Genomic DNA, 18,937 nt, shown 5'->3' with positions numbered 1-18,937 from the left:
CCCCGTGCAGGAACTCCACGACGCCCCCCTCGCCCCCCTGACCACCTTCCGGCTCGGCGGCCCCGCCGCCCGGCTGCTGACCGCCACGACCGACGCCGAGGTGATCGCCGCCGTCCGCGAGGCCGACGCGAGCGGCACCCCGCTGCTGGTCATCGGAGGCGGCTCCAACCTGGTCATCGGGGACAAGGGCTTCGACGGCACCGCGCTGCGCATCGCCACGAAGGGCTTCGAGCTCTCCGGTACGTCACTGGAGCTGGCGGCCGGAGAGGTGTGGACCGACGCCGTCGCCCGGACCGTCGAGGCGGGACTCGCGGGCATCGAGTGCCTGGCGGGCATCCCCGGATCCGCGGGCGCGACACCCATCCAGAACGTCGGCGCGTACGGACAGGAGGTGTCCTCCACCATCACGGAGGTCGTCGCCTACGACCGGCGCACCCAGGAGACCGTGACCATTCCGAACACGGAGTGCGCGTTCTCGTACCGTCACAGCCGCTTCAAGGCCGAACCCGACCGGTTCGTGGTGCTGCGTGTCCGATTCGCGCTGGAAGAGGCGAACGGGCTTTCCGCGCCCCTCAAGTACCCCGAAACGGCCAGGGCCATGGGCGTCGAGCAGGGCGACCGCGTCCCGCTGCCGGCCGCCCGCGAGACCGTCCTGCGACTGCGCGCGGGCAAGGGCATGGTGCTGGACCCGGAGGACCACGACACCTGGTCCGCGGGATCGTTCTTCACCAACCCGATCCTGGAACCGGCTGCCTTCGATGAGTTCCTCGGCCGGGTCCACGACCGCCTCGGGCCGGACGTGACGCCCCCGGCGTTCCCCGCCGAGGACGGCCGCACCAAGACCTCGGCGGCCTGGCTGATCGACCGGGCCGGATTCACCAAGGGCTACGGCAGCGGCCCCGCCCGGATCTCCACCAAGCACACCCTCGCCCTCACCAATCGGGGCGCGGCCACCACCGAGGACCTGCTCGCCCTGGCCCGTGAGGTCGTCGCCGGGGTGCACGCGGCTTTCGGCGTCACCCTGGTCAACGAGCCGGTGACGGTGGGCGTCAGCCTGTAGACGGCGTACGCGCGGGGCGTACGCGGTCAGTACGCGATGCCCACGCCCTGCCGCACGGCCGCCGGGTCGTCGATCAGCGCGAGCATCGCGTGCGCCACGTCGGCCCGGGAGATGGTCCGGCTGCTGCGCGGTGTGCCGCCCACGACCTTCCGGTAGACGCCCGTGCGCGGCCCGTCCGTCAGCCTCGGCGGGCGCACCGCGGTCCAGTCCGTCGCGCTGTCGGCCAACGCCGCCTCCATCCGGGCGAGATCGGCGTACAGCTCCGCGAGCACCGCCCCGACCAGCTTGAGCGACAGCCGGTCGATCAGCGGGTCGCCCGGCGCCTTCGGCCCGACCGGCACCGCGCTCACCACCAGCAGCCTCCGGACGTCCTCGGCCTCCATCGCCGACACGATCCGCCGGGTCAGCCGCTCGGCGACCCCGTTCGCCCTCCGGCCGCGCGAGCCGAGCCCCGAGAGCACCGCGTCCCGCCCCGCGACCGCGGCCCGCACCGCCGCCTCGTCGTCCAGCCGGACGACGCCGTGCAGAGCCCGGGCGTCGAGCGGTTCCGGCAGCCGGGCGGGGTCGCGGACCACGGCCGTCACCTCGTGGCCCGCCGCGAGCGCCTGGGCCACGACCTCCCGGCCGACACCTCCGGTCGCTCCGAACACCGTGAGTCGCATGGCACTCTCCTCGGGTGGGTAAGTGTTCACTCACTTCTAGGGTGAGTGGCTGATCATCCACCCGTCAAGCGACAGAGGAAGTCCCGTGGAGCCGAAGCCCGCCCGGGTCCGGATCGTCGACGCCGCCCATGAGCTGATGCTCTCCATCGGCCTCGCCCGGACCACCACCAAAGAGATCGCGCGGGCGGCCGGCTGCTCGGAGGCGGCGCTGTACAAATACTTCCCCAGCAAGGAAGAGCTGTTCGTCACCGTCCTCAAGGAACGGCTGCCGGGACTCGGCGGGCTGCTCGCCGGCCTGGAGGCGGGGGAGGGCACCGTCGAGGCCCACCTCACCGAGGTCGCCCGGCAGGCCGCGCTCTTCTACGAGCAGACGTTCCCGATGGCCGCGTCCCTCTACGCCGAACCGCAGCTCAAGCACCGCCACGAGGAGCGGATGCGGGAGCTGGGAACCGGACCCCACGTGCCGATCCAGGGGCTCGACGCCTACCTCCGCGCCGAACAGCGCGCCGGCCGGGTCCGCGCGGACGCCGACACCTACGCCGCCGCCTCACTCCTGCTCGGCGCCTGCGCCCAGCGGGCCTTCGCCTACGACGCGCTGCCCGGCGGAACGCCCCCGCAGCCGCTGGAGGAGTTCGCCGCCGGCCTCGCCCGTACGCTCCTGGCCGGAATCAGCTAGCCAGCCAGTCGTCGACCCCGGACAGCAGCTTCTCCCGTACGTCCACGGGGGCCGCCGATCCGCGCACCGACTGGCGGGCCAGCTCGGCCAGCTCCTCGTCGGTGAAGCCGTGGTGGCGGCGCACCAGCTCGTACTGGGCGGCCAGCCGCGAACCGAACAGCAGGGGATCGTCCGCTCCCAGCGCCATCGGCACGCCGGCGTCGAACAGTGTGCGCAGGGGGACATCGGCGGGCTTCTCGTAGACGCCGAGCGCCACATTGGACGACGGGCACACCTCGCAGGTGATCTGCCGCTCGGCGAGCCTGCGCAGCAGCCGGGGGTCCTCGGCCGCCCGGACCCCGTGGCCGATCCGCGAGGCGTCCAGGTCGTCGAGGCAGTCGCGCACGCTGGAGGGCCCCGACAGCTCCCCGCCGTGCGGAGCCGCCAGCAGACCGCCGTCCCGGGCGATGGCGAAGGCCCGGTCGAAGTCGCGGGCCATGCCGCGCCGCTCGTCGTTGGAGAGCCCGAAGCCGACGACGCCCCGGTCGGCGTACCGCACGGCGAGCCGGGCCAGCGTGCGGGCGTCCAGCGGGTGCTTCATCCGGTTGGCGGCGATCACCACGCGCATGTCCAGGCCGGTGTCCCGGGAGGCGCTGTCCACGGCGTCCAGGATGATCTCGATGGCCGGGATCAGCCCGCCGAGCAGCGGGGCGTACGAGGTGGGGTCGACCTGGATCTCCAGCCAGCCGGAGCCGTCCGCGACGTCCTCCTGGGCGCTCTCCAGCACCAGGCGCTGGATGTCCTCGGGGGACCGCAGGCAGGACCGGGCGATGTCGTAGAGCCGCTGGAAACGGAACCAGCCGCGTTCGTCGGTCGCCCGCAGTTTCGGCGGCTCGCCGCCGGTCAGGGCGTCGGGGAGATGAACCCCGTACTTGTCGGCGAGTTCGAGCAGGGTGGTGGGCCGCATCGACCCGGTGAAGTGCAGGTGCAGGTGGGCCTTGGGCAACAGACGTACATCACGCTCCATCGGAAGATCCTGCCGCACGGGCGGGCCGGAGCGGTAGCCGCTTTCCCCTTCCGGGGGTTGCTCGAACAAAAAAAGTGCCCCCGGCCGGAGGAGCATTCCGGCGGCCGGGGGGCACACATGCGCGGGTTGTCAGGCCTTGGCCTCGCCCAGCAGCTTCTGGATCCGCGAGACGCCCTCGATCAGGTCGTCGTCGCCCAGCGCGTAGGAAAGGCGCAGGTAGCCGGGGGTGCCGAAGGCCTCTCCGGGCACGACGGCGACCTCGGCCTCGTCCAGAATCAGGGCGGCCAGCTCGACCGTGGTGGCCGGGCGCTTGCCGCGGATCTCCTTGCCGAGCACGTCCTTCACCGCCGGGTAGGCGTAGAACGCGCCCTCGGGCTCCGGGCAGAACACGCCGTCGATCTCGTTGAGCATCCGCACGATGAGGTTGCGGCGGCGGTCGAAGGCGGTGCGCATCTCGGCGACGGCGTCCAGCGGGCCGGAGACGGCCGCGAGCGCGGCGACCTGGGCGACGTTGGAGACGTTGGAGGTGGCGTGCGACTGGAGGTTGGTCGCGGCCTTGACGACGTCCTTGGGGCCGATGATCCAGCCCACCCGCCAGCCGGTCATCGCGTACGTCTTGGCGACACCGTTGACGACGATGCACTTGTCGCGCAGCTCCGGCACGATCGCCGGGAGCGAGGTGAAGGCCGCGTCGCCGTAGACGAGGTGCTCGTAGATCTCGTCGGTGAGGACCCACAGGCCGTGCTCGACGGCCCAGCGGCCGATCGCCTCGGCGTCGGCCTCGCTGTAGACCGCGCCGGTCGGGTTGGACGGCGAGACGAACAGGACGACCTTGGTCTTCTCGGTGCGGGCGGCCTCCAGCTGCTCCACGGAGACCCGGTAGCCGGTGGTCTCGTCGGCGACGACCTCGACCGGGACACCGCCGGCGAGCCGGATCGACTCGGGGTAGGTGGTCCAGTACGGGGCGGGGACGATGACCTCGTCGCCCGGGTCGAGGATCGCGGCGAAGGCCTCGTAGATGGCCTGCTTGCCGCCGTTGGTCACCAGGATCTGGCTGGCGTCGACCTCGTAGCCGGAGTCGCGCAGTGTCTTCTCCGCGATGGCGGCCTTGAGCTCGGGGAGCCCGCCCGCGGGGGTGTAGCGGTGGTACTTCGGGTTGCGGCAGGCCTCGACCGCGGCGTCGACGATGTAGTCGGGCGTCGGGAAGTCGGGTTCGCCGGCCCCGAAGCCGATCACCGGACGCCCGGCGGCCTTGAGGGCCTTGGCCTTGGCGTCGACGGCGAGGGTCGCGGACTCGGAGATCGCACCGATGCGGGCGGAAACCCGGCGCTCGGACGGTGAAGTTGCAGCGCTCATGGGCCCATGCTCGCAGACCGCGAAAGCCGTCGGCACAGGGGTTTCAGGGACCGGACAGGACCTGGACAGCATCCGGACAGGACCGGTCAGTAGTTGTCTGTTCGACGCGGCGGCCCTGAGCACGTACACTCACCTGTCGTTGGCCTTCACCAGCCGCACCGTTACTGCACCCGGTCATCGGGAAAGATGCGGTAGGTTGGTGGAAACCACCAAGGGTCGTAGCTCAATTGGTAGAGCACTGGTCTCCAAAACCAGCGGTTGGGGGTTCAAGTCCCTCCGGCCCTGCTACACACTCCTCCGCCAGGATGTGTGCGCATGTACGTACTTCATTGCACAGCCGTGCGGCTCCACCGGGCGCGGCACGGCCACGACCCGGAATCAGGTGAGTAGCGTGACGGACGCCGTGGGCTCCATCGACATGCCTGATGCCGATGATGAAGCTCCCGAGTCGAAGAAGAAGACTCGGAAGGGCGGCAAGCGCGGTAAGAAGGGCCCTCTGGGTCGGCTCGCGCTGTTCTACCGCCAGATCGTCGCCGAACTCCGTAAGGTTGTCTGGCCGACGCGTAGCCAGCTGACGACGTACACCTCCGTGGTGATCGTGTTCGTCGTCGTCATGATCGGTCTTGTTACCGTTCTCGACATGGGCTTCGCCCGGGTCGTCAAGTACGTCTTCGGCTGATCACGCGGAAGGCGTCGGATCCGGCGTCCCTTTCGCACGTTCCACCCTTTGTATCCAGGAAGAAGCAGCCATCGTGTCTGACCCGAACCTGAACGACGCCGTCGAGCCCGAGGCTGGCGCCTTCGAGTCCGCCAAGGACGAGCTCGACATCGTTGAGGCTGCTGACTCCGTGGACCCGGACCAGGCCGAGGCCGCCGACCTCGCCGCGGGCGAGCCCGCCGAGCAGGCCGCCGTGAACGTCGAGTCCGACGAGTCCGCCGAGGGCGAGGACGCGGCGGCCGAGGCCGTCGAGGCTGTCGAAGAAGAGGCCGCCGACGAGGAGGAGGCCGAGCCGGCCGCCCCCGTCGACCCCATCGCCGCCCTGCGCGACGAGCTCCGCACCCTCCCCGGCGAGTGGTACGTCATCCACACGTACGCCGGTTACGAGAAGCGTGTGAAGGCCAACCTGGAGCAGCGCGCCGTCTCGCTGAACGTGGAGGAGTTCATCTATCAGGCCGAGGTGCCTGAAGAGGAAATCGTCCAGATCAAGAACGGCGAGCGCAAGAACGTCCGGCAGAACAAGCTCCCCGGCTACGTGCTGGTGCGCATGGACCTGACGAACGAGTCCTGGGGCGTTGTGCGGAACACGCCGGGCGTCACCGGCTTCGTGGGCAACGCCTACGACCCGTACCCGCTGACCCTGGACGAGATCGTCAAGATGCTCGCCCCGGAGGCCGAGGAGAAGGCCGCCCGAGAGGCCGCCGAGGCCGAGGGCAAGCCGGCTCCGGCCCGCAAGGTCGAGGTCCAGGTGCTGGACTTCGAGGTCGGCGACTCGGTCACCGTCACCGACGGCCCGTTCGCCACGCTCCAGGCCACGATCAACGAGATCAACGCCGACTCGAAGAAGGTCAAGGGCCTCGTCGAGATCTTCGGCCGCGAGACCCCGGTCGAGCTCAGCTTCGACCAGATCCAGAAGAACTAGGCGCTTCCCGCCGGTTTCTGGACACATGCCTACCCAGCAGGTCAGAGGGGCTTCGCAGCCCGTCTGACCTGTTGGTTTTTGGTCGCACAGCTATACCCGTTATCGTTGTGCGGTATGCCTCCATCCGGATGACCGGAATGGCGGCGAAACACTCTCACTAGGACCCGGAGAGAGCAATGCCTCCCAAGAAGAAGAAGGTCACGGGGCTTATCAAGCTCCAGATCAACGCCGGTGCGGCGAACCCGGCCCCGCCGGTCGGCCCCGCGCTCGGTCAGCACGGCGTCAACATCATGGAGTTCTGCAAGGCCTACAACGCCGCGACCGAGTCGCAGCGTGGCATGGTCGTGCCGGTGGAGATCACGGTCTACGAGGACCGCTCCTTCACCTTCATCACCAAGACTCCGCCGGCCGCCAAGCTGATCCTCAAGGCCGCGGGTGTGGAGAAGGGCTCCGGCGAGCCGCACAAGACCAAGGTCGCCAAGCTGACGGCTGCCCAGGTCCGCGAGATCGCCACGACGAAGCTCCCCGACCTGAACGCCAATGACCTCGACGCCGCGTCGAAGATCATCGCCGGCACCGCCCGTTCCATGGGCATCACGGTCGAAGGCTGATTCAGCCCCGTAACCCCCAGTGGTAGGGCCAAGCGCTGGTCCGCACCACGACTCCACACTCTGAAACCTCAGGAGCAGAAGTGAAGCGCAGCAAGAACCTCCGCGCTGCGGACGCCAAGATCGACCGGGAGCGCGTGTACGCCCCGCTCGAGGCCGTCCGTCTCGCCAAGGACACCGCCACCACGAAGTTCGACGGCACCGTCGAGGTCGCCTTCCGCCTGGGCGTCGACCCGCGCAAGGCCGACCAGATGGTCCGCGGCACCGTGAACCTCCCGCACGGCACCGGCAAGACCGCCCGGGTCCTGGTCTTCGCGACCGGTGACCGTGCTGCGGCCGCGGAAGCCGCCGGAGCCGACATCGTCGGCGCCGACGAGCTGATCGACGAGGTGGCGAAGGGCCGTCTGGACTTCGACGCCGTCGTCGCCACCCCGGACCTCATGGGCAAGGTCGGCCGCCTGGGCCGCGTGCTCGGTCCGCGTGGTCTGATGCCGAACCCGAAGACCGGCACCGTCACCCCCGATGTCGTCAAGGCCGTCAACGACATCAAGGGCGGAAAGATCGAGTTCCGCGTCGACAAGCACTCCAACCTGCACTTCATCATCGGCAAGGTCTCGTTCGACGAGACCAAGCTGGTGGAGAACTACGCAGCGGCGCTGGAGGAAGTCCTCCGTCTGAAGCCGTCCGCCGCCAAGGGCCGCTACATCAAGAAGGCCGCTCTGACGACCACGATGGGCCCCGGCATCCCGCTGGACGCCAACCGCACCCGCAACCTCCTCGTCGAGGAGGACCCGGCCGCCGTCTGAGCCCTCGCGCTCACCCGGTAGCCGCGTCGTACGCGTGCACTGTGTGAACGGGCCCCGCAACCTTTCGAGGTGCGGGGCCCGTCCTCGTATCCGTAAGGCCCCACGCCTGTCAGTGCCCTGTGCCACTGTTGCGCTGGGGACGAGGACGAGACGAGGGGTGGACCGACACCATGAGGACGAGCACGGCACGACGCCTGGGTACGGCTCTCGCCGCCGCGGCGGCACTGACGTCGATGGCGGCCTGTAGTGGCTCCGACGGCGCCGGCGGCTCCGCGAAGGGCAAGGGCGACGCCGCCGCCGAGGCGAGCTCCGTGGCCGCGCTGAAGCAGGTGCGGCAGAAGACCGGCGGCGCGCAGTCCGCGAAGGTCGAGGGCACCACCGAGATGGGCAGCACGATGTCCATGAAGCAGTCCGGGGCCATCGGCTGGGCCGACGGACTCTCGGGCGCGCTCACCATCACGTACACCGGCGGCACCATCGGCGAGGCCCTGAAGAAGGCCGGCGGCGACGGATCGGTCCAGGCGCGCTACTTCAAGGACGAGTACTACGCCAACATGGGCGCCGGTATGGCGGCCGAAACCGGCGGCAAGAACTGGATCCGGTACGCCTACAAGGACCTCGCCGAGCTGGGCGGGGCCTCCGGCGACGTCATGAAGGACCAGATCCGCAACAGCACGCCCGAGGAGGGCGTGAAGGCCCTCCTGGCCTCCGGCGACGTGAAGAAGGTCGGCCAGGAGGATGTCCGCGGGGTCTCCGCGACGCACTACTCCGGCACGGTCGATGTGGCCGAGCTGACCGCGAAGAACAGCAGCCTGGACGCGGAGCAGCTGGCCGCGTTCAAGGAGCAGCTGGCGCTGGCCGGGGTGACCACCCAGACCGTCGACATCTGGGTCGACGAGAACGACCTGCTGGTGAAGAAGACCGAGCGCGGCGAGATGAAGACCGGCACGTTCAACTCGACCCTCTTCTACAGCGACTACGGCACCGAGGTCCCCGCGGAGAGGCCGGCGGCCTCGGACACGGTGGACTTCAAGGAGTTGCTGAAGCAGGGCACTGCCCCGGGCGGAGCCTCCTGATACCTCTTCCACGGGACGAACAGGGACGGATTTGCCCGTCGCCCGTCCGGTCGCGTACCCTCACCAGGAAGCCAAAGACCGCTGGTCGTCGCTGTGCCTCTGAAGGGGACGGTGACCGAAGGTTCCGCTAGATCGGACGACCTGCGCAGGTGACTGTGGAACGCTCCCGGACTCTGTTCGGTCGAGCCGCGCCCTGGCACTTGTGCTGGGGCGTTTCGTCTTTCCCGGCCCCTTCTGAGCGGTCCTCATCACCCGGAAGGAGGCCGACGCTCATGGCAAGGCCCGACAAGGCTGCCGCGGTAGCCGAGCTGACGGACCAGTTCCGCAGCTCGAACGCCGCCGTGCTGACCGAGTACCGGGGTCTCACCGTGGCACAGCTCAAGGAGCTGCGCCGTTCGCTCGGTGAGAACGCCCAGTACGCCGTGGTGAAGAACACGCTGACCAAGATTGCGGCCAACGAGGCCGGGATCGACGCGCTGGACGACCTGTTCTCGGGTCCGACGGCGGTTGCCTTCGTCACCGGTGACCCGGTGGAGTCGGCGAAGGGTCTTCGTGACTTCGCCAAGGACAACCCCAACCTCATCATCAAGGGCGGTGTCCTTGACGGTAAGGCGCTGTCCGCCGATGAGATCAAGAAGCTCGCGGACCTCGAGTCCCGCGAGGTTCTGCTCTCCAAGCTGGCCGGTGCTTTCAAGGGCAAGCAGACGCAGGCGGCGCAGGTCTTCCAGGCCCTGCCCTCCAAGTTCGTCCGCACTGCGGAAGCTCTTCGCGCCAAGAAGGAAGAGCAGGGCGGTGCCGGTACTCCGGCTCCCGCCGAGGCCGCCGAGTAATCACGCTCAGCGGTCCAGCGGGCTCCACGTACGCCCGCCGACATATACATCCGGCACCTGCCGAATAGTGGAAGGACGCCTGTCATGGCGAAGCTGTCCCAGGACGACCTGCTCGCGCAGTTCGAAGAGATGACCCTCATCGAGCTCTCCGAGTTCGTGAAGGCCTTCGAGGAGAAGTTCGACGTCACCGCCGCTGCGGCCGTCGCCGTCGCCGGTCCCGCCCAGGGCGGCGCCCCGGCCGAGGCCGCTGTCGAGCAGGACGAGTTCGACGTCATCCTCACCGGCGCCGGCGAGAAGAAGATCCAGGTCATCAAGGTCGTGCGTGAGCTGACCTCGCTGGGTCTGAAGGAGGCCAAGGACCTCGTCGACGGCACCCCGAAGCCGGTCCTCGAGAAGGTCGCCAAGGAGGCCGCCGACAAGGCTGCCGAGTCCCTCAAGGCCGCCGGCGCTTCCGTCGAGGTCAAGTAACACCTCGGGAGTCCTCGGGACTCCCTGGGCACGTCACGTGCCCGCGCCAAGGGCGATCACCCATCCGGGTGGTCGCCCTTCGGCGTGCCCGGGGCGGGTGCCTTGCTCTTCCGCCGGTGACGAGTAGGGTGATCTTCGCCGTGCGCCTCCCGCGGGCCCCTCCAGGGCGTCCCGCGGGTTCCCGGGGGTGGCCGGTGAAGGCTCCTGGCGGGTCCGATCGGACCGGCGGGCCTTGACGAACCGGACGCGGCGCGCAATTCTCAGGACGCGTCATCACTTCGATCCGTATCCGAGGCATGGATCGAGAGTGAAGCGGGAAGTAAAGAAGCGCGCACCCCGCGCGAGGGCAAGACATAGGTGTTGAGAACAGCTGTTGCGAGCAACGTGGGTCTCTGAGAACCCCGACTGGACATCAGTGTGCCACTTGGCTACACTGACCCTTTGCGCTGCCTGTTAGCTGCCTCCTGCCCGTCACCAGGGGCATGCCCACGCTGAAGCACCGATGACCGACCCCCTCCGACCTGGTCGTTTGCGACCGATTCGGAACGGCCTGTCTTTGTGTCCAGAGTGGGACCGGTACGCGCGTAGTGAGTCCGAGCCCTCGGAAGGACCCCCTCTTGGCCGCCTCGCGCAACGCCTCGACCGCGAATACGAACAACGGTGCCAGCACCGCCCCGCTGCGCATCTCTTTTGCAAAGATCAAGGAGCCCCTCGAGGTTCCGAACCTCCTCGCGCTGCAGACCGAGAGCTTTGACTGGCTCCTCGGCAACGCCGCCTGGAAGGCTCGCGTCGAGGCTGCTCTGGACAGTGGACAAGACGTCCCCACCAAGTCCGGCCTCGAGGAGATCTTCGAGGAGATCTCTCCGATCGAGGACTTCTCCGGGTCGATGTCGCTTACGTTCCGCGACCACCGCTTCGAGCCCCCGAAGAACTCGATCGACGAGTGCAAGGAGCGCGACTTCACGTTCGCCGCGCCGCTCTTCGTCACGGCCGAGTTCACCAACAACGAGACCGGCGAGATCAAGTCCCAGACGGTCTTCATGGGCGACTTCCCGCTCATGACCAACAAGGGCACCTTCGTCATCAACGGCACCGAGCGTGTCGTCGTGTCGCAGCTGGTCCGCTCGCCGGGTGTCTACTTCGACTCCTCCATCGACAAGACGTCCGACAAGGACATCTTCTCGGCCAAGATCATCCCCTCCCGGGGTGCCTGGCTGGAGATGGAGATCGACAAGCGCGACATGGTCGGTGTCCGCATCGACCGCAAGCGCAAGCAGTCCGTCACCGTCCTCCTGAAGGCTCTCGGCTGGACCACCGAGCAGATCCTCGAGGAGTTCGGCGAGTACGAGTCCATGCGCGCCACCCTGGAGAAGGACCACACCCAGGGCCAGGACGACGCACTGCTCGACATCTACCGCAAGCTGCGTCCGGGCGAGCCGCCGACCCGCGAGGCCGCTCAGACGCTGCTCGAGAACCTCTACTTCAACCCGAAGCGCTACGACCTCGCGAAGGTCGGCCGCTACAAGGTGAACAAGAAGCTCGGCGCCGATGAGCCGCTGGACGCCGGGGTGCTCACCACCGACGACGTCATCGCGACCATCAAGTACCTGGTCAAGCTGCACGCCGGTGAGACCGAGACGATCGGCGAGTCCGGCCGGGAGATCGTCGTCGAGACCGACGACATCGACCACTTCGGCAACCGTCGTCTGCGCAACGTCGGCGAGCTCATCCAGAACCAGGTCCGTACGGGCCTGGCGCGGATGGAGCGCGTCGTGCGCGAGCGCATGACCACCCAGGACGTCGAGGCGATCACGCCGCAGACCCTGATCAACATCCGGCCGGTCGTCGCCTCCATCAAGGAGTTCTTCGGCACCAGCCAGCTGTCGCAGTTCATGGACCAGAACAACCCGCTGTCGGGTCTCACCCACAAGCGCCGCCTGTCGGCCCTTGGCCCGGGTGGTCTCTCCCGTGAGCGGGCCGGCTTCGAGGTCCGAGACGTGCACCCGTCCCACTACGGACGCATGTGCCCGATCGAGACCCCCGAAGGCCCGAACATCGGTCTGATCGGTTCGCTCGCCTCGTACGGCCGCGTCAACGCGTTCGGCTTCATCGAGACGCCGTACCGCAAGGTCGTCGACGGCCAGGTCACCGACGACGTCGACTACATCACCGCCGACGAGGAGGACCGCTTCGTCATCGCCCAGGCGAACGCGACCCTCAACGACGAGCTGCGCTTCACCGAGCCGCGCGTCCTGGTCCGCCGCCGTGGGGGAGAGGTCGACTACGTCCCCGCGTCCGAGGTCGACTACATGGACGTCTCGCCGCGCCAGATGGTGTCCGTCGCCACCGCGATGATCCCCTTCCTGGAGCACGACGACGCCAACCGTGCCCTCATGGGCGCGAACATGATGCGTCAGGCGGTGCCGCTGATTAAGTCGGAGGCCCCGCTCGTCGGCACCGGCATGGAGTACCGCTGCGCCACCGACGCCGGTGACGTCCTCAAGGCCGAGAAGGACGGTGTGGTCCAGGAGGTCTCCGCGGACTACATCACCGTCACGAACGACGACGGCACGTACACCACGTACCGCATCGCCAAGTTCATGCGCTCCAACCAGGGCACCTCGGTCAACCAGAAGGTCGTCGTCTCCGAGGGCGACCGGATCGTGGCCGACCAGGTGCTCGCCGACGGACCCGCCACCGAGAACGGTGAGATGGCCCTCGGCAAGAACCTGCTCGTGGCGTTCATGCCGTGGGAGGGTCACAACTACGAGGACGCGATCATCCTGTCGCAGCGCCTCGTGCAGGACGACGTCCTCTCCTCGATCCACATCGAGGAGCACGAGGTCGACGCCCGTGACACCAAGCTCGGCCCGGAGGAGATCACCCGGGACATCCCGAACGTCTCCGAAGAGGTCCTCGCCGACCTCGACGAGCGCGGCATCATCCGGATCGGTGCCGAGGTCGTCGCCGGTGACATCCTCGTCGGCAAGGTCACGCCCAAGGGTGAGACCGAGCTGACCCCCGAGGAGCGCCTGCTCCGCGCGATCTTCGGTGAGAAGGCGCGCGAGGTGCGCGACACCTCGCTGAAGGTGCCGCACGGTGAGATCGGCAAGGTCATCGGCGTCCGCGTCTTCGACCGCGAAGAGGGCGACGAGCTGCCGCCGGGCGTGAACCAGCTGGTCCGCGTCTACGTCGCGCAGAAGCGCAAGATCACCGACGGTGACAAGCTCGCCGGCCGTCACGGCAACAAGGGCGTCATCTCCAAGATCCTGCCGATCGAGGACATGCCGTTCCTGGAGGACGGCACCCCGGTCGACATCATCCTCAACCCGCTGGGTGTCCCGTCCCGAATGAACCCGGGACAGGTCCTGGAGATCCACCTCGGCTGGCTCGCCAGCCGCGGCTGGGACGTCTCCGGCCTCGGTGACGAGTGGGCCAAGCGCCTCCAGGCCATCGGCGCCGACCAGGTCGCCCCCGGCACCAACGTTGCCACGCCCGTCTTCGACGGTGCGCGCGAGGACGAGATCTCCGGTCTCTTCGAGGCCACGATCCCCAACCGCGACGGCGACCGCCTGGTCCAGCCCTCCGGCAAGGCCCAGCTGTTCGACGGCCGCTCCGGCGAGCCGTTCCCGGACCCGGTCTCGGTCGGGTTCATGTACATCCTCAAGCTGCACCACCTGGTCGACGACAAGCTCCACGCGCGTTCGACCGGCCCGTACTCCATGATCACGCAGCAGCCGCTGGGTGGTAAGGCGCAGTTCGGTGGTCAGCGCTTCGGTGAGATGGAGGTGTGGGCCCTTGAGGCTTACGGCGCCGCGTACGCCCTCCAGGAGCTCCTGACGATCAAGTCCGACGACGTGACCGGCCGCGTGAAGGTCTACGAGGCCATCGTCAAGGGCGAGAACATCCCCGAGCCCGGCATTCCCGAGTCCTTCAAGGTGCTCATCAAGGAAATGCAGTCGCTCTGCCTCAACGTGGAGGTGCTGTCCTCGGACGGCATGTCCATCGAGATGCGCGACACGGACGAGGACGTCTTCCGCGCGGCGGAGGAGCTCGGTATCGACCTGTCCCGGCGCGAGCCGAGCAGCGTCGAAGAGGTCTGACGGGCCGGCCGGCCGCCTCACCCCGAGGCGGCCGGCCCTCCCCGGACCCGTTCAGACCATTGATTGAGACGAGACCCCGAAAGAGGGATTGACGACAAGTGCTCGACGTCAACTTCTTCGACGAGCTGCGGATCGGCCTTGCCACCGCGGACGACATCCGGACCTGGTCGCACGGCGAAGTCAAGAAGCCGGAGACCATCAACTACCGCACGCTCAAGCCCGAAAAGGACGGACTCTTCTGCGAGAAGATCTTCGGTCCGACCCGGGACTGGGAGTGCTACTGCGGCAAGTACAAGCGTGTCCGCTTCAAGGGCATCATCTGCGAGCGCTGCGGCGTCGAGGTCACTCGCGCCAAGGTGCGTCGTGAGCGGATGGGCCACATCGAGCTTGCCGCTCCCGTCACCCACATCTGGTACTTCAAGGGCGTTCCCTCGCGCCTCGGATACCTGCTGGACCTCGCGCCGAAGGACCTGGAAAAGGTCATCTACTTCGCCGCGTACATGATCACGTTCGTGGACGAGGAGCGTCGTACCCGCGACCTGCCGTCCCTGGAGGCCCACGTCTCCGTCGAGCGTCAGCAGACCGAGAACCGCCGCGACGCCGACCTGGAGGCCCGGGCCAAGAAGCTCGAGACCGACCTGGCCGAGCTGGAGGCCGAAGGCGCCAAGGCCGACGTGCGCCGCAAGGTGCGCGAAGGCGCCGAGCGTGAGATGAAGCAGCTGCGCGACCGTGCGCAGCGCGAGATCGACCGCCTCGACGAGGTGTGGAGCCGGTTCAAGAACCTCAAGGTCCAGGACCTGGAGGGCGACGAGCTGCTCTACCGCGAGCTGCGTGACCGCTTCGGCACGTACTTCGACGGCTGCATGGGCGCCGCCGCGCTCCAGAAGCGCCTGGAGTCCTTCGACCTCGACGAGGAGGCCGAGCGCCTCCGCGAGATCATCCGTACCGGCAAGGGCCAGAAGAAGACCCGTGCGCTCAAGCGCCTCAAGGTCGTCTCCGCGTTCCTTCAGACCAGCAACAAGCCCAAGGGCATGGTGCTGGACTGCGTGCCGGTCATCCCGCCGGACCTGCGTCCGATGGTGCAGCTGGACGGTGGCCGCTTCGCGACCTCCGACCTGAACGACCTGTACCGCCGTGTGATCAACCGCAACAACCGCCTGAAGCGCCTTCTCGACCTCGGTGCGCCCGAGATCATCGTGAACAACGAGAAGCGCATGCTCCAGGAGGCCGTCGACGCGCTGTTCGACAACGGCCGTCGCGGCCGTCCGGTCACCGGTCCCGGCAACCGCCCGCTGAAGTCCCTGAGCGACATGCTCAAGGGCAAGCAGGGCCGTTTCCGTCAGAACCTCCTCGGCAAGCGCGTGGACTACTCCGCGCGTTCCGTGATCGTCGTCGGTCCGCAGCTCAAGCTGCACCAGTGCGGTCTGCCGAAGGCGATGGCGCTGGAGCTCTTCAAGCCGTTCGTGATGAAGCGCCTGGTGGACCTGAACCACGCGCAGAACATCAAGTCGGCCAAGCGCATGGTCGAGCGTGGCCGCACCGTCGTGTACGACGTCCTCGAAGAGGTCATCGCCGAGCACCCGGTGCTGCTGAACCGTGCGCCCACCCTGCACCGCCTCGGCATCCAGGCCTTCGAGCCGCAGCTGGTCGAGGGCAAGGCCATCCAGATCCACCCGCTCGTCTGCACCGCGTTCAACGCGGACTTCGACGGTGACCAGATGGCCGTGCACCTGCCGCTCTCCGCGGAGGCGCAGGCCGAGGCCCGCATCCTGATGCTGTCCTCGAACAACATCCTGAAGCCGGCCGACGGCCGTCCCGTCACCATGCCGACCCAGGACATGGTGCTGGGCCTCTTCTTCCTCACCACGGACGACGAGGGCCGCGACGTCAAGGGCGCGGACCGCGCGTTCGGCTCCACGGCCGAGGCCACCATGGCCTTCGACGCCCGCGAGCTGTCGCTCCAGGCGAAGGTCGACATCCGCTTCCCGGTCGGCACCATGCCGCCGCGTGGCTGGGTGCCGCCGGTCGCCGAGGAGGGCGAGCCGGAGTACCAGCCCGGTGACACCTTCCGGCTGCGGACCACCCTGGGCCGTGCGCTCTTCAACGAGCTGCTGCCCGAGGACTACCCGTTCGTCGACTACTCGGTGGGCAAGAAGCAGCTCTCCGAGATCGTCAACGACCTGGCCGAGCGCTACCCCAAGGTCATTGTGGCGGCGACGCTCGACAACCTGAAGGCGGCGGGCTTCCACTGGGCGACCCGTTCGGGCGTCACCGTGGCCATCTCCGACGTCGTCGTGCCCGAGGCCAAGAAGGCCATCGTCAAGGGCTACGAGGAGCAGGACGAGAAGGTCCAGAAGCAGTACGAGCGCGGTCTGATCACCAAGGACGAGCGCACGCAGGAGCTCATCGCGATCTGGACCAAGGCGACCAACGAGGTCGCCGAGGCGATGAACGCGAACTTCCCGAAGACGAACCCCATCTTCATGATGGTCGACTCGGGTGCCCGAGGAAACATGATGCAGATGCGTCAGATCGCGGGTATGCGTGGTCTGGTGTCGAACGCCAAGAACGAGACGATTCCCCGTCCCATCAAGGCGTCCTTCCGCGAGGGCCTCACCGTTCTGGAGTACTTCATCTCCACGCACGGTGCCCGTAAGGGTCTGGCGGACACCGCCCTGCGTACCGCCGACTCGGGTTACCTGACCCGTCGTCTGGTGGACGTCTCGCAGGACGTGATCATCCGCGAGGAGGACTGCGGCACCGACCGCGGCCTGAAGCTGAAGATCGCGGTCAAGGGCGCCGACGGCGTGCTCCGCAAGACGGACGACGTCGAGACCTCGGTCTACGCCCGCATGCTCGCCGAGGACGTCGTGGTGGACGGCAAGGTCATCGCGCCTGCCAACGTCGACCTCGGTGACGTCCTGATCGACGCCCTGGTGGGCGCCGGCGTCGAGGAGGTCAAGACCCGCTCGGTCCTGACCTGTGAGTCCGCGGTCGGCACCTGTGCCTTCTGCTACGGACGCTCGCTCGCCACCGGCAAGCTGGTCGACATCGGTGAGGCGGTCGGCATCATCGCCGCCCAGTCCATCGGTGAGCCCGGTACCCAGCTGACGATGCGTACCTTCCACACCGGTGGTGTGGCCGGTGACGACATCACCCAGGGTCTGCCCCGTGTCGTCGAGCTCTTCGAGGCCCGTACGCCGAAGGGTGTCGCCCCGATCTCCGAGGCCAAGGGCCGCGTGCGGATCGAGGAGACCGAGAAGACCAAGAAGCTCGTCGTCACCCCGGACGACGGCAGCGACGAGACGGCGTTCCCGATCTCGAAGCGTGCCCGCCTCCTGGTGGGCGAGGGCGACGCGGTCGAGGTGGGCCAGAAGCTCACCGTCGGTGCGACCAACCCGCACGACGTGCTGCGCATCCTCGGCCAGCGTGCCGTCCAGGTCCACCTGGTCGGCGAAGTCCAGAAGGTCTACAACTCGCAGGGCGTGTCGATCCACGACAAGCACATCGAGATCATCATCCGGCAGATGCTCCGCCGCGTGACGATCATCGAGTCCGGCGACGCGGAGCTGCTTCCGGGCGAGCTGGTCGAGCGGTCGAAGTTCGAGACCGAGAACCGTCGTGTGGTCACCGAGGGCGGTCACCCCGCCTCCGGCCGTCCGCAGCTGATGGGTATCACCAAGGCCTCGCTCGCCACCGAGTCGTGGCTGTCGGCGGCGTCCTTCCAGGAGACGACCAGGGTCCTCACCGACGCGGCGATCAACGCCAAGTCGGACTCCCTGATCGGCCTCAAGGAGAACGTCATCATCGGTAAGCTCATCCCGGCCGGTACGGGCCTGTCCCGCTACCGCAACATCCGGGTCGAGCCGACCGAGGAGGCCAAGGCCGCGATGTACTCGGCCGTCGGCTACGACGACATCGACTACTCGCCGTTCGGCACCGGCTCCGGCCAGGCCGTTCCGCTGGAGGACTACGACTACGGTCCGTACAACCAGTAAGCGAGCGGCTGTCGCTTGAACGACCGGAGGGCGGTCACCCCGTACGTATCGGGGTGGCCGCCCTCCGGCGTTGTGCCGTCCCGGGGCTCCGGGGCGGTCTCTATCGGCCCAGCAGGGCGTGGTGGACCCGGAGCAGGGCCCGGGTGCCCACGGCCAGCAGAGGGGGCACGTCGGGCAGCGGGACCCGGCGGGCGAGGGCCAGGACGTCCACGACGATCGCGTAGTCGTCGACGACGGACTGCGGCAGGCCGGGGGCGGTCATGGCCGGGGCGTAGGCGGAAGCGGCGTCACCGTATTCGATGACGGCCAGGCTGACGTCGGTGTCGAGTGCGCTCGGTGCCGGGGGCACGGGGTGACGGTTGTCGGCTGTCACGGGGGACCTCCTGGGGCCGGGCCGGTCCCGGGGGACCGGTCGGTCTGGTCGGCTGAGGACAGGATCCGGCATGACGGGGTACGGAGGTCAGGGGGCGATGACGCTGTGTTCACGCCGCCTGATTGCCGGGATCCGGCAGCGACACGGACGGCGTACGGTCAGGCGTTCCGGCCCGTCGCCGGTGGTCGGCGGCCCCGCCCCGCGGGCGTGGACAGCATTTGTTTTGACCCAGCTCCGTGAGGTAGGTACGCTCAAGCCTTGTGCCTGGGGTGTGC

15 protein-coding genes and 1 tRNA gene are annotated in these 18,937 nt (G+C 68.2%); 12 read left to right on the top strand and 4 right to left on the bottom strand.

Going from position 1 to position 18,937, the window contains the following annotated elements:
* Positions 1–4: 4 nt before the first annotated feature.
* Complete coding sequence (locus A3Q37_RS16390; protein ID WP_065485017.1) at positions 5–1,060, top strand: UDP-N-acetylmuramate dehydrogenase; 1,056 nt, start codon at positions 5–7, stop codon at positions 1,058–1,060.
* Positions 1,061–1,086: 26 nt separating this feature from the next.
* Here the strand turns inward: A3Q37_RS16390 and A3Q37_RS16385 are convergent, their stop codons facing one another.
* Positions 1,087–1,722 carry an NAD(P)-dependent oxidoreductase gene (locus A3Q37_RS16385; protein WP_065485013.1) on the bottom strand — a complete coding sequence of 212 codons (636 nt, stop codon included), beginning with the start codon at positions 1,720–1,722 and terminating at the stop codon, positions 1,087–1,089.
* A gap of 85 nt (positions 1,723–1,807) precedes the next feature.
* Between A3Q37_RS16385 and A3Q37_RS16380 the strand changes: the two genes are divergently transcribed.
* Positions 1,808–2,398, top strand: a complete 591-nt coding sequence (locus A3Q37_RS16380; protein WP_065485011.1) for a TetR/AcrR family transcriptional regulator — start codon at positions 1,808–1,810, stop codon at positions 2,396–2,398.
* On the opposite strand, the gene A3Q37_RS16375 is transcribed toward A3Q37_RS16380, so the two are convergent.
* Positions 2,391–3,404 (bottom strand): adenosine deaminase, encoded by a 1,014-nt coding sequence (locus A3Q37_RS16375; protein WP_065485008.1) that lies wholly within the window; start codon positions 3,402–3,404, stop codon positions 2,391–2,393. The two genes, A3Q37_RS16380 and A3Q37_RS16375, sit on opposite strands and share 8 nt — an antisense overlap.
* Positions 3,405–3,533: 129 nt before the next feature.
* Positions 3,534–4,760, bottom strand: coding sequence for a pyridoxal phosphate-dependent aminotransferase (locus A3Q37_RS16370; RefSeq protein ID WP_065485006.1), 1,227 nt, complete (start codon positions 4,758–4,760; stop codon positions 3,534–3,536).
* Positions 4,761–4,972: 212 nt separating this feature from the next.
* Between A3Q37_RS16370 and A3Q37_RS16365 the strand changes: the two genes are divergently transcribed.
* The 10 genes from A3Q37_RS16365 to A3Q37_RS16320 all read left to right on the top strand — a co-directional run bounded on the left by A3Q37_RS16365 (position 4,973) and on the right by A3Q37_RS16320 (position 18,289).
* Positions 4,973–5,045, top strand: a tRNA-Trp gene (locus A3Q37_RS16365).
* A gap of 106 nt (positions 5,046–5,151) precedes the next feature.
* Positions 5,152–5,439 carry a preprotein translocase subunit SecE gene (gene secE / locus A3Q37_RS16360; protein WP_010071801.1) on the top strand — a complete coding sequence of 96 codons (288 nt, stop codon included), beginning with the start codon at positions 5,152–5,154 and terminating at the stop codon, positions 5,437–5,439.
* A 73-nt stretch (positions 5,440–5,512) separates the two neighbouring features.
* Complete coding sequence (gene nusG / locus A3Q37_RS16355; RefSeq protein ID WP_065485004.1) at positions 5,513–6,400, top strand: transcription termination/antitermination protein NusG; 888 nt, start codon at positions 5,513–5,515, stop codon at positions 6,398–6,400.
* Between the two features lie 176 nt (positions 6,401–6,576).
* Positions 6,577–7,011: a 50S ribosomal protein L11 gene (gene rplK, locus A3Q37_RS16350; RefSeq protein ID WP_018101261.1), complete on the top strand. Its 435-nt coding sequence runs from the start codon at positions 6,577–6,579 to the stop codon at positions 7,009–7,011.
* Between the two features lie 80 nt (positions 7,012–7,091).
* The gene (gene rplA, locus A3Q37_RS16345; protein WP_065485002.1) at positions 7,092–7,814 is read left to right on the top strand and encodes a 50S ribosomal protein L1; all 723 of its coding nucleotides are present in this window, start codon (positions 7,092–7,094) and stop codon (positions 7,812–7,814) included.
* A 170-nt stretch (positions 7,815–7,984) separates the two neighbouring features.
* Positions 7,985–8,890, top strand: coding sequence for a hypothetical protein (locus tag A3Q37_RS16340; protein ID WP_065485000.1), 906 nt, complete (start codon positions 7,985–7,987; stop codon positions 8,888–8,890).
* Positions 8,891–9,162: 272 nt separating this feature from the next.
* A complete protein-coding gene (rplJ, locus tag A3Q37_RS16335; protein ID WP_006126875.1) occupies positions 9,163–9,720 on the top strand; it encodes a 50S ribosomal protein L10 in 558 nt (185 codons plus the stop codon).
* Positions 9,721–9,804: 84 nt separating this feature from the next.
* Positions 9,805–10,188: a 50S ribosomal protein L7/L12 gene (gene rplL / locus A3Q37_RS16330; RefSeq protein WP_065484998.1), complete on the top strand. Its 384-nt coding sequence runs from the start codon at positions 9,805–9,807 to the stop codon at positions 10,186–10,188.
* Positions 10,189–10,805: 617 nt separating this feature from the next.
* On the top strand, positions 10,806–14,291 hold the full coding sequence (gene rpoB / locus A3Q37_RS16325; RefSeq protein WP_065484994.1) for a DNA-directed RNA polymerase subunit beta: 3,486 nt from the start codon (positions 10,806–10,808) through the stop codon (positions 14,289–14,291).
* Between the two features lie 98 nt (positions 14,292–14,389).
* Positions 14,390–18,289 (top strand): DNA-directed RNA polymerase subunit beta', encoded by a 3,900-nt coding sequence (locus A3Q37_RS16320; protein ID WP_006126878.1) that lies wholly within the window; start codon positions 14,390–14,392, stop codon positions 18,287–18,289.
* A 100-nt stretch (positions 18,290–18,389) separates the two neighbouring features.
* On the opposite strand, the gene A3Q37_RS16315 is transcribed toward A3Q37_RS16320, so the two are convergent.
* Positions 18,390–18,662, bottom strand: coding sequence for a hypothetical protein (locus A3Q37_RS16315; protein WP_065484992.1), 273 nt, complete (start codon positions 18,660–18,662; stop codon positions 18,390–18,392).
* Positions 18,663–18,937: the final 275 nt, after the last annotated feature.

The sequence above is a fragment of the Streptomyces sp. PTY087I2 genome, from assembly GCF_001687325.1.
Lineage (GTDB): Bacteria > Actinomycetota > Actinomycetes > Streptomycetales > Streptomycetaceae > Streptomyces.
The sequence above is the reverse complement of the archived record's forward strand: the minus strand, read 5'-3'. Positions and strand labels throughout refer to the sequence as shown.

What these genes read in the sequence shown, in the direction of transcription:
- rplJ (WP_006126875.1), top strand. Translation starts at nt 9,163, where the DNA reads ATGGCAAGGCCCGACAAGGCTGCCGCGGTAGCCGAGCTGACGGACCAG.
- A3Q37_RS16385 (WP_065485013.1), bottom strand. Translation starts at nt 1,722, where the DNA reads ATGCGACTCACGGTGTTCGGAGCGACCGGAGGTGTCGGCCGGGAGGTC.
- rplL (WP_065484998.1), top strand. Translation starts at nt 9,805, where the DNA reads ATGGCGAAGCTGTCCCAGGACGACCTGCTCGCGCAGTTCGAAGAGATG.
- A3Q37_RS16375 (WP_065485008.1), bottom strand. Translation starts at nt 3,404, where the DNA reads ATGGAGCGTGATGTACGTCTGTTGCCCAAGGCCCACCTGCACCTGCAC.
- A3Q37_RS16370 (WP_065485006.1), bottom strand. Translation starts at nt 4,760, where the DNA reads ATGAGCGCTGCAACTTCACCGTCCGAGCGCCGGGTTTCCGCCCGCATC.
- A3Q37_RS16340 (WP_065485000.1), top strand. Translation starts at nt 7,985, where the DNA reads ATGAGGACGAGCACGGCACGACGCCTGGGTACGGCTCTCGCCGCCGCG.
- rplK (WP_018101261.1), top strand. Translation starts at nt 6,577, where the DNA reads ATGCCTCCCAAGAAGAAGAAGGTCACGGGGCTTATCAAGCTCCAGATC.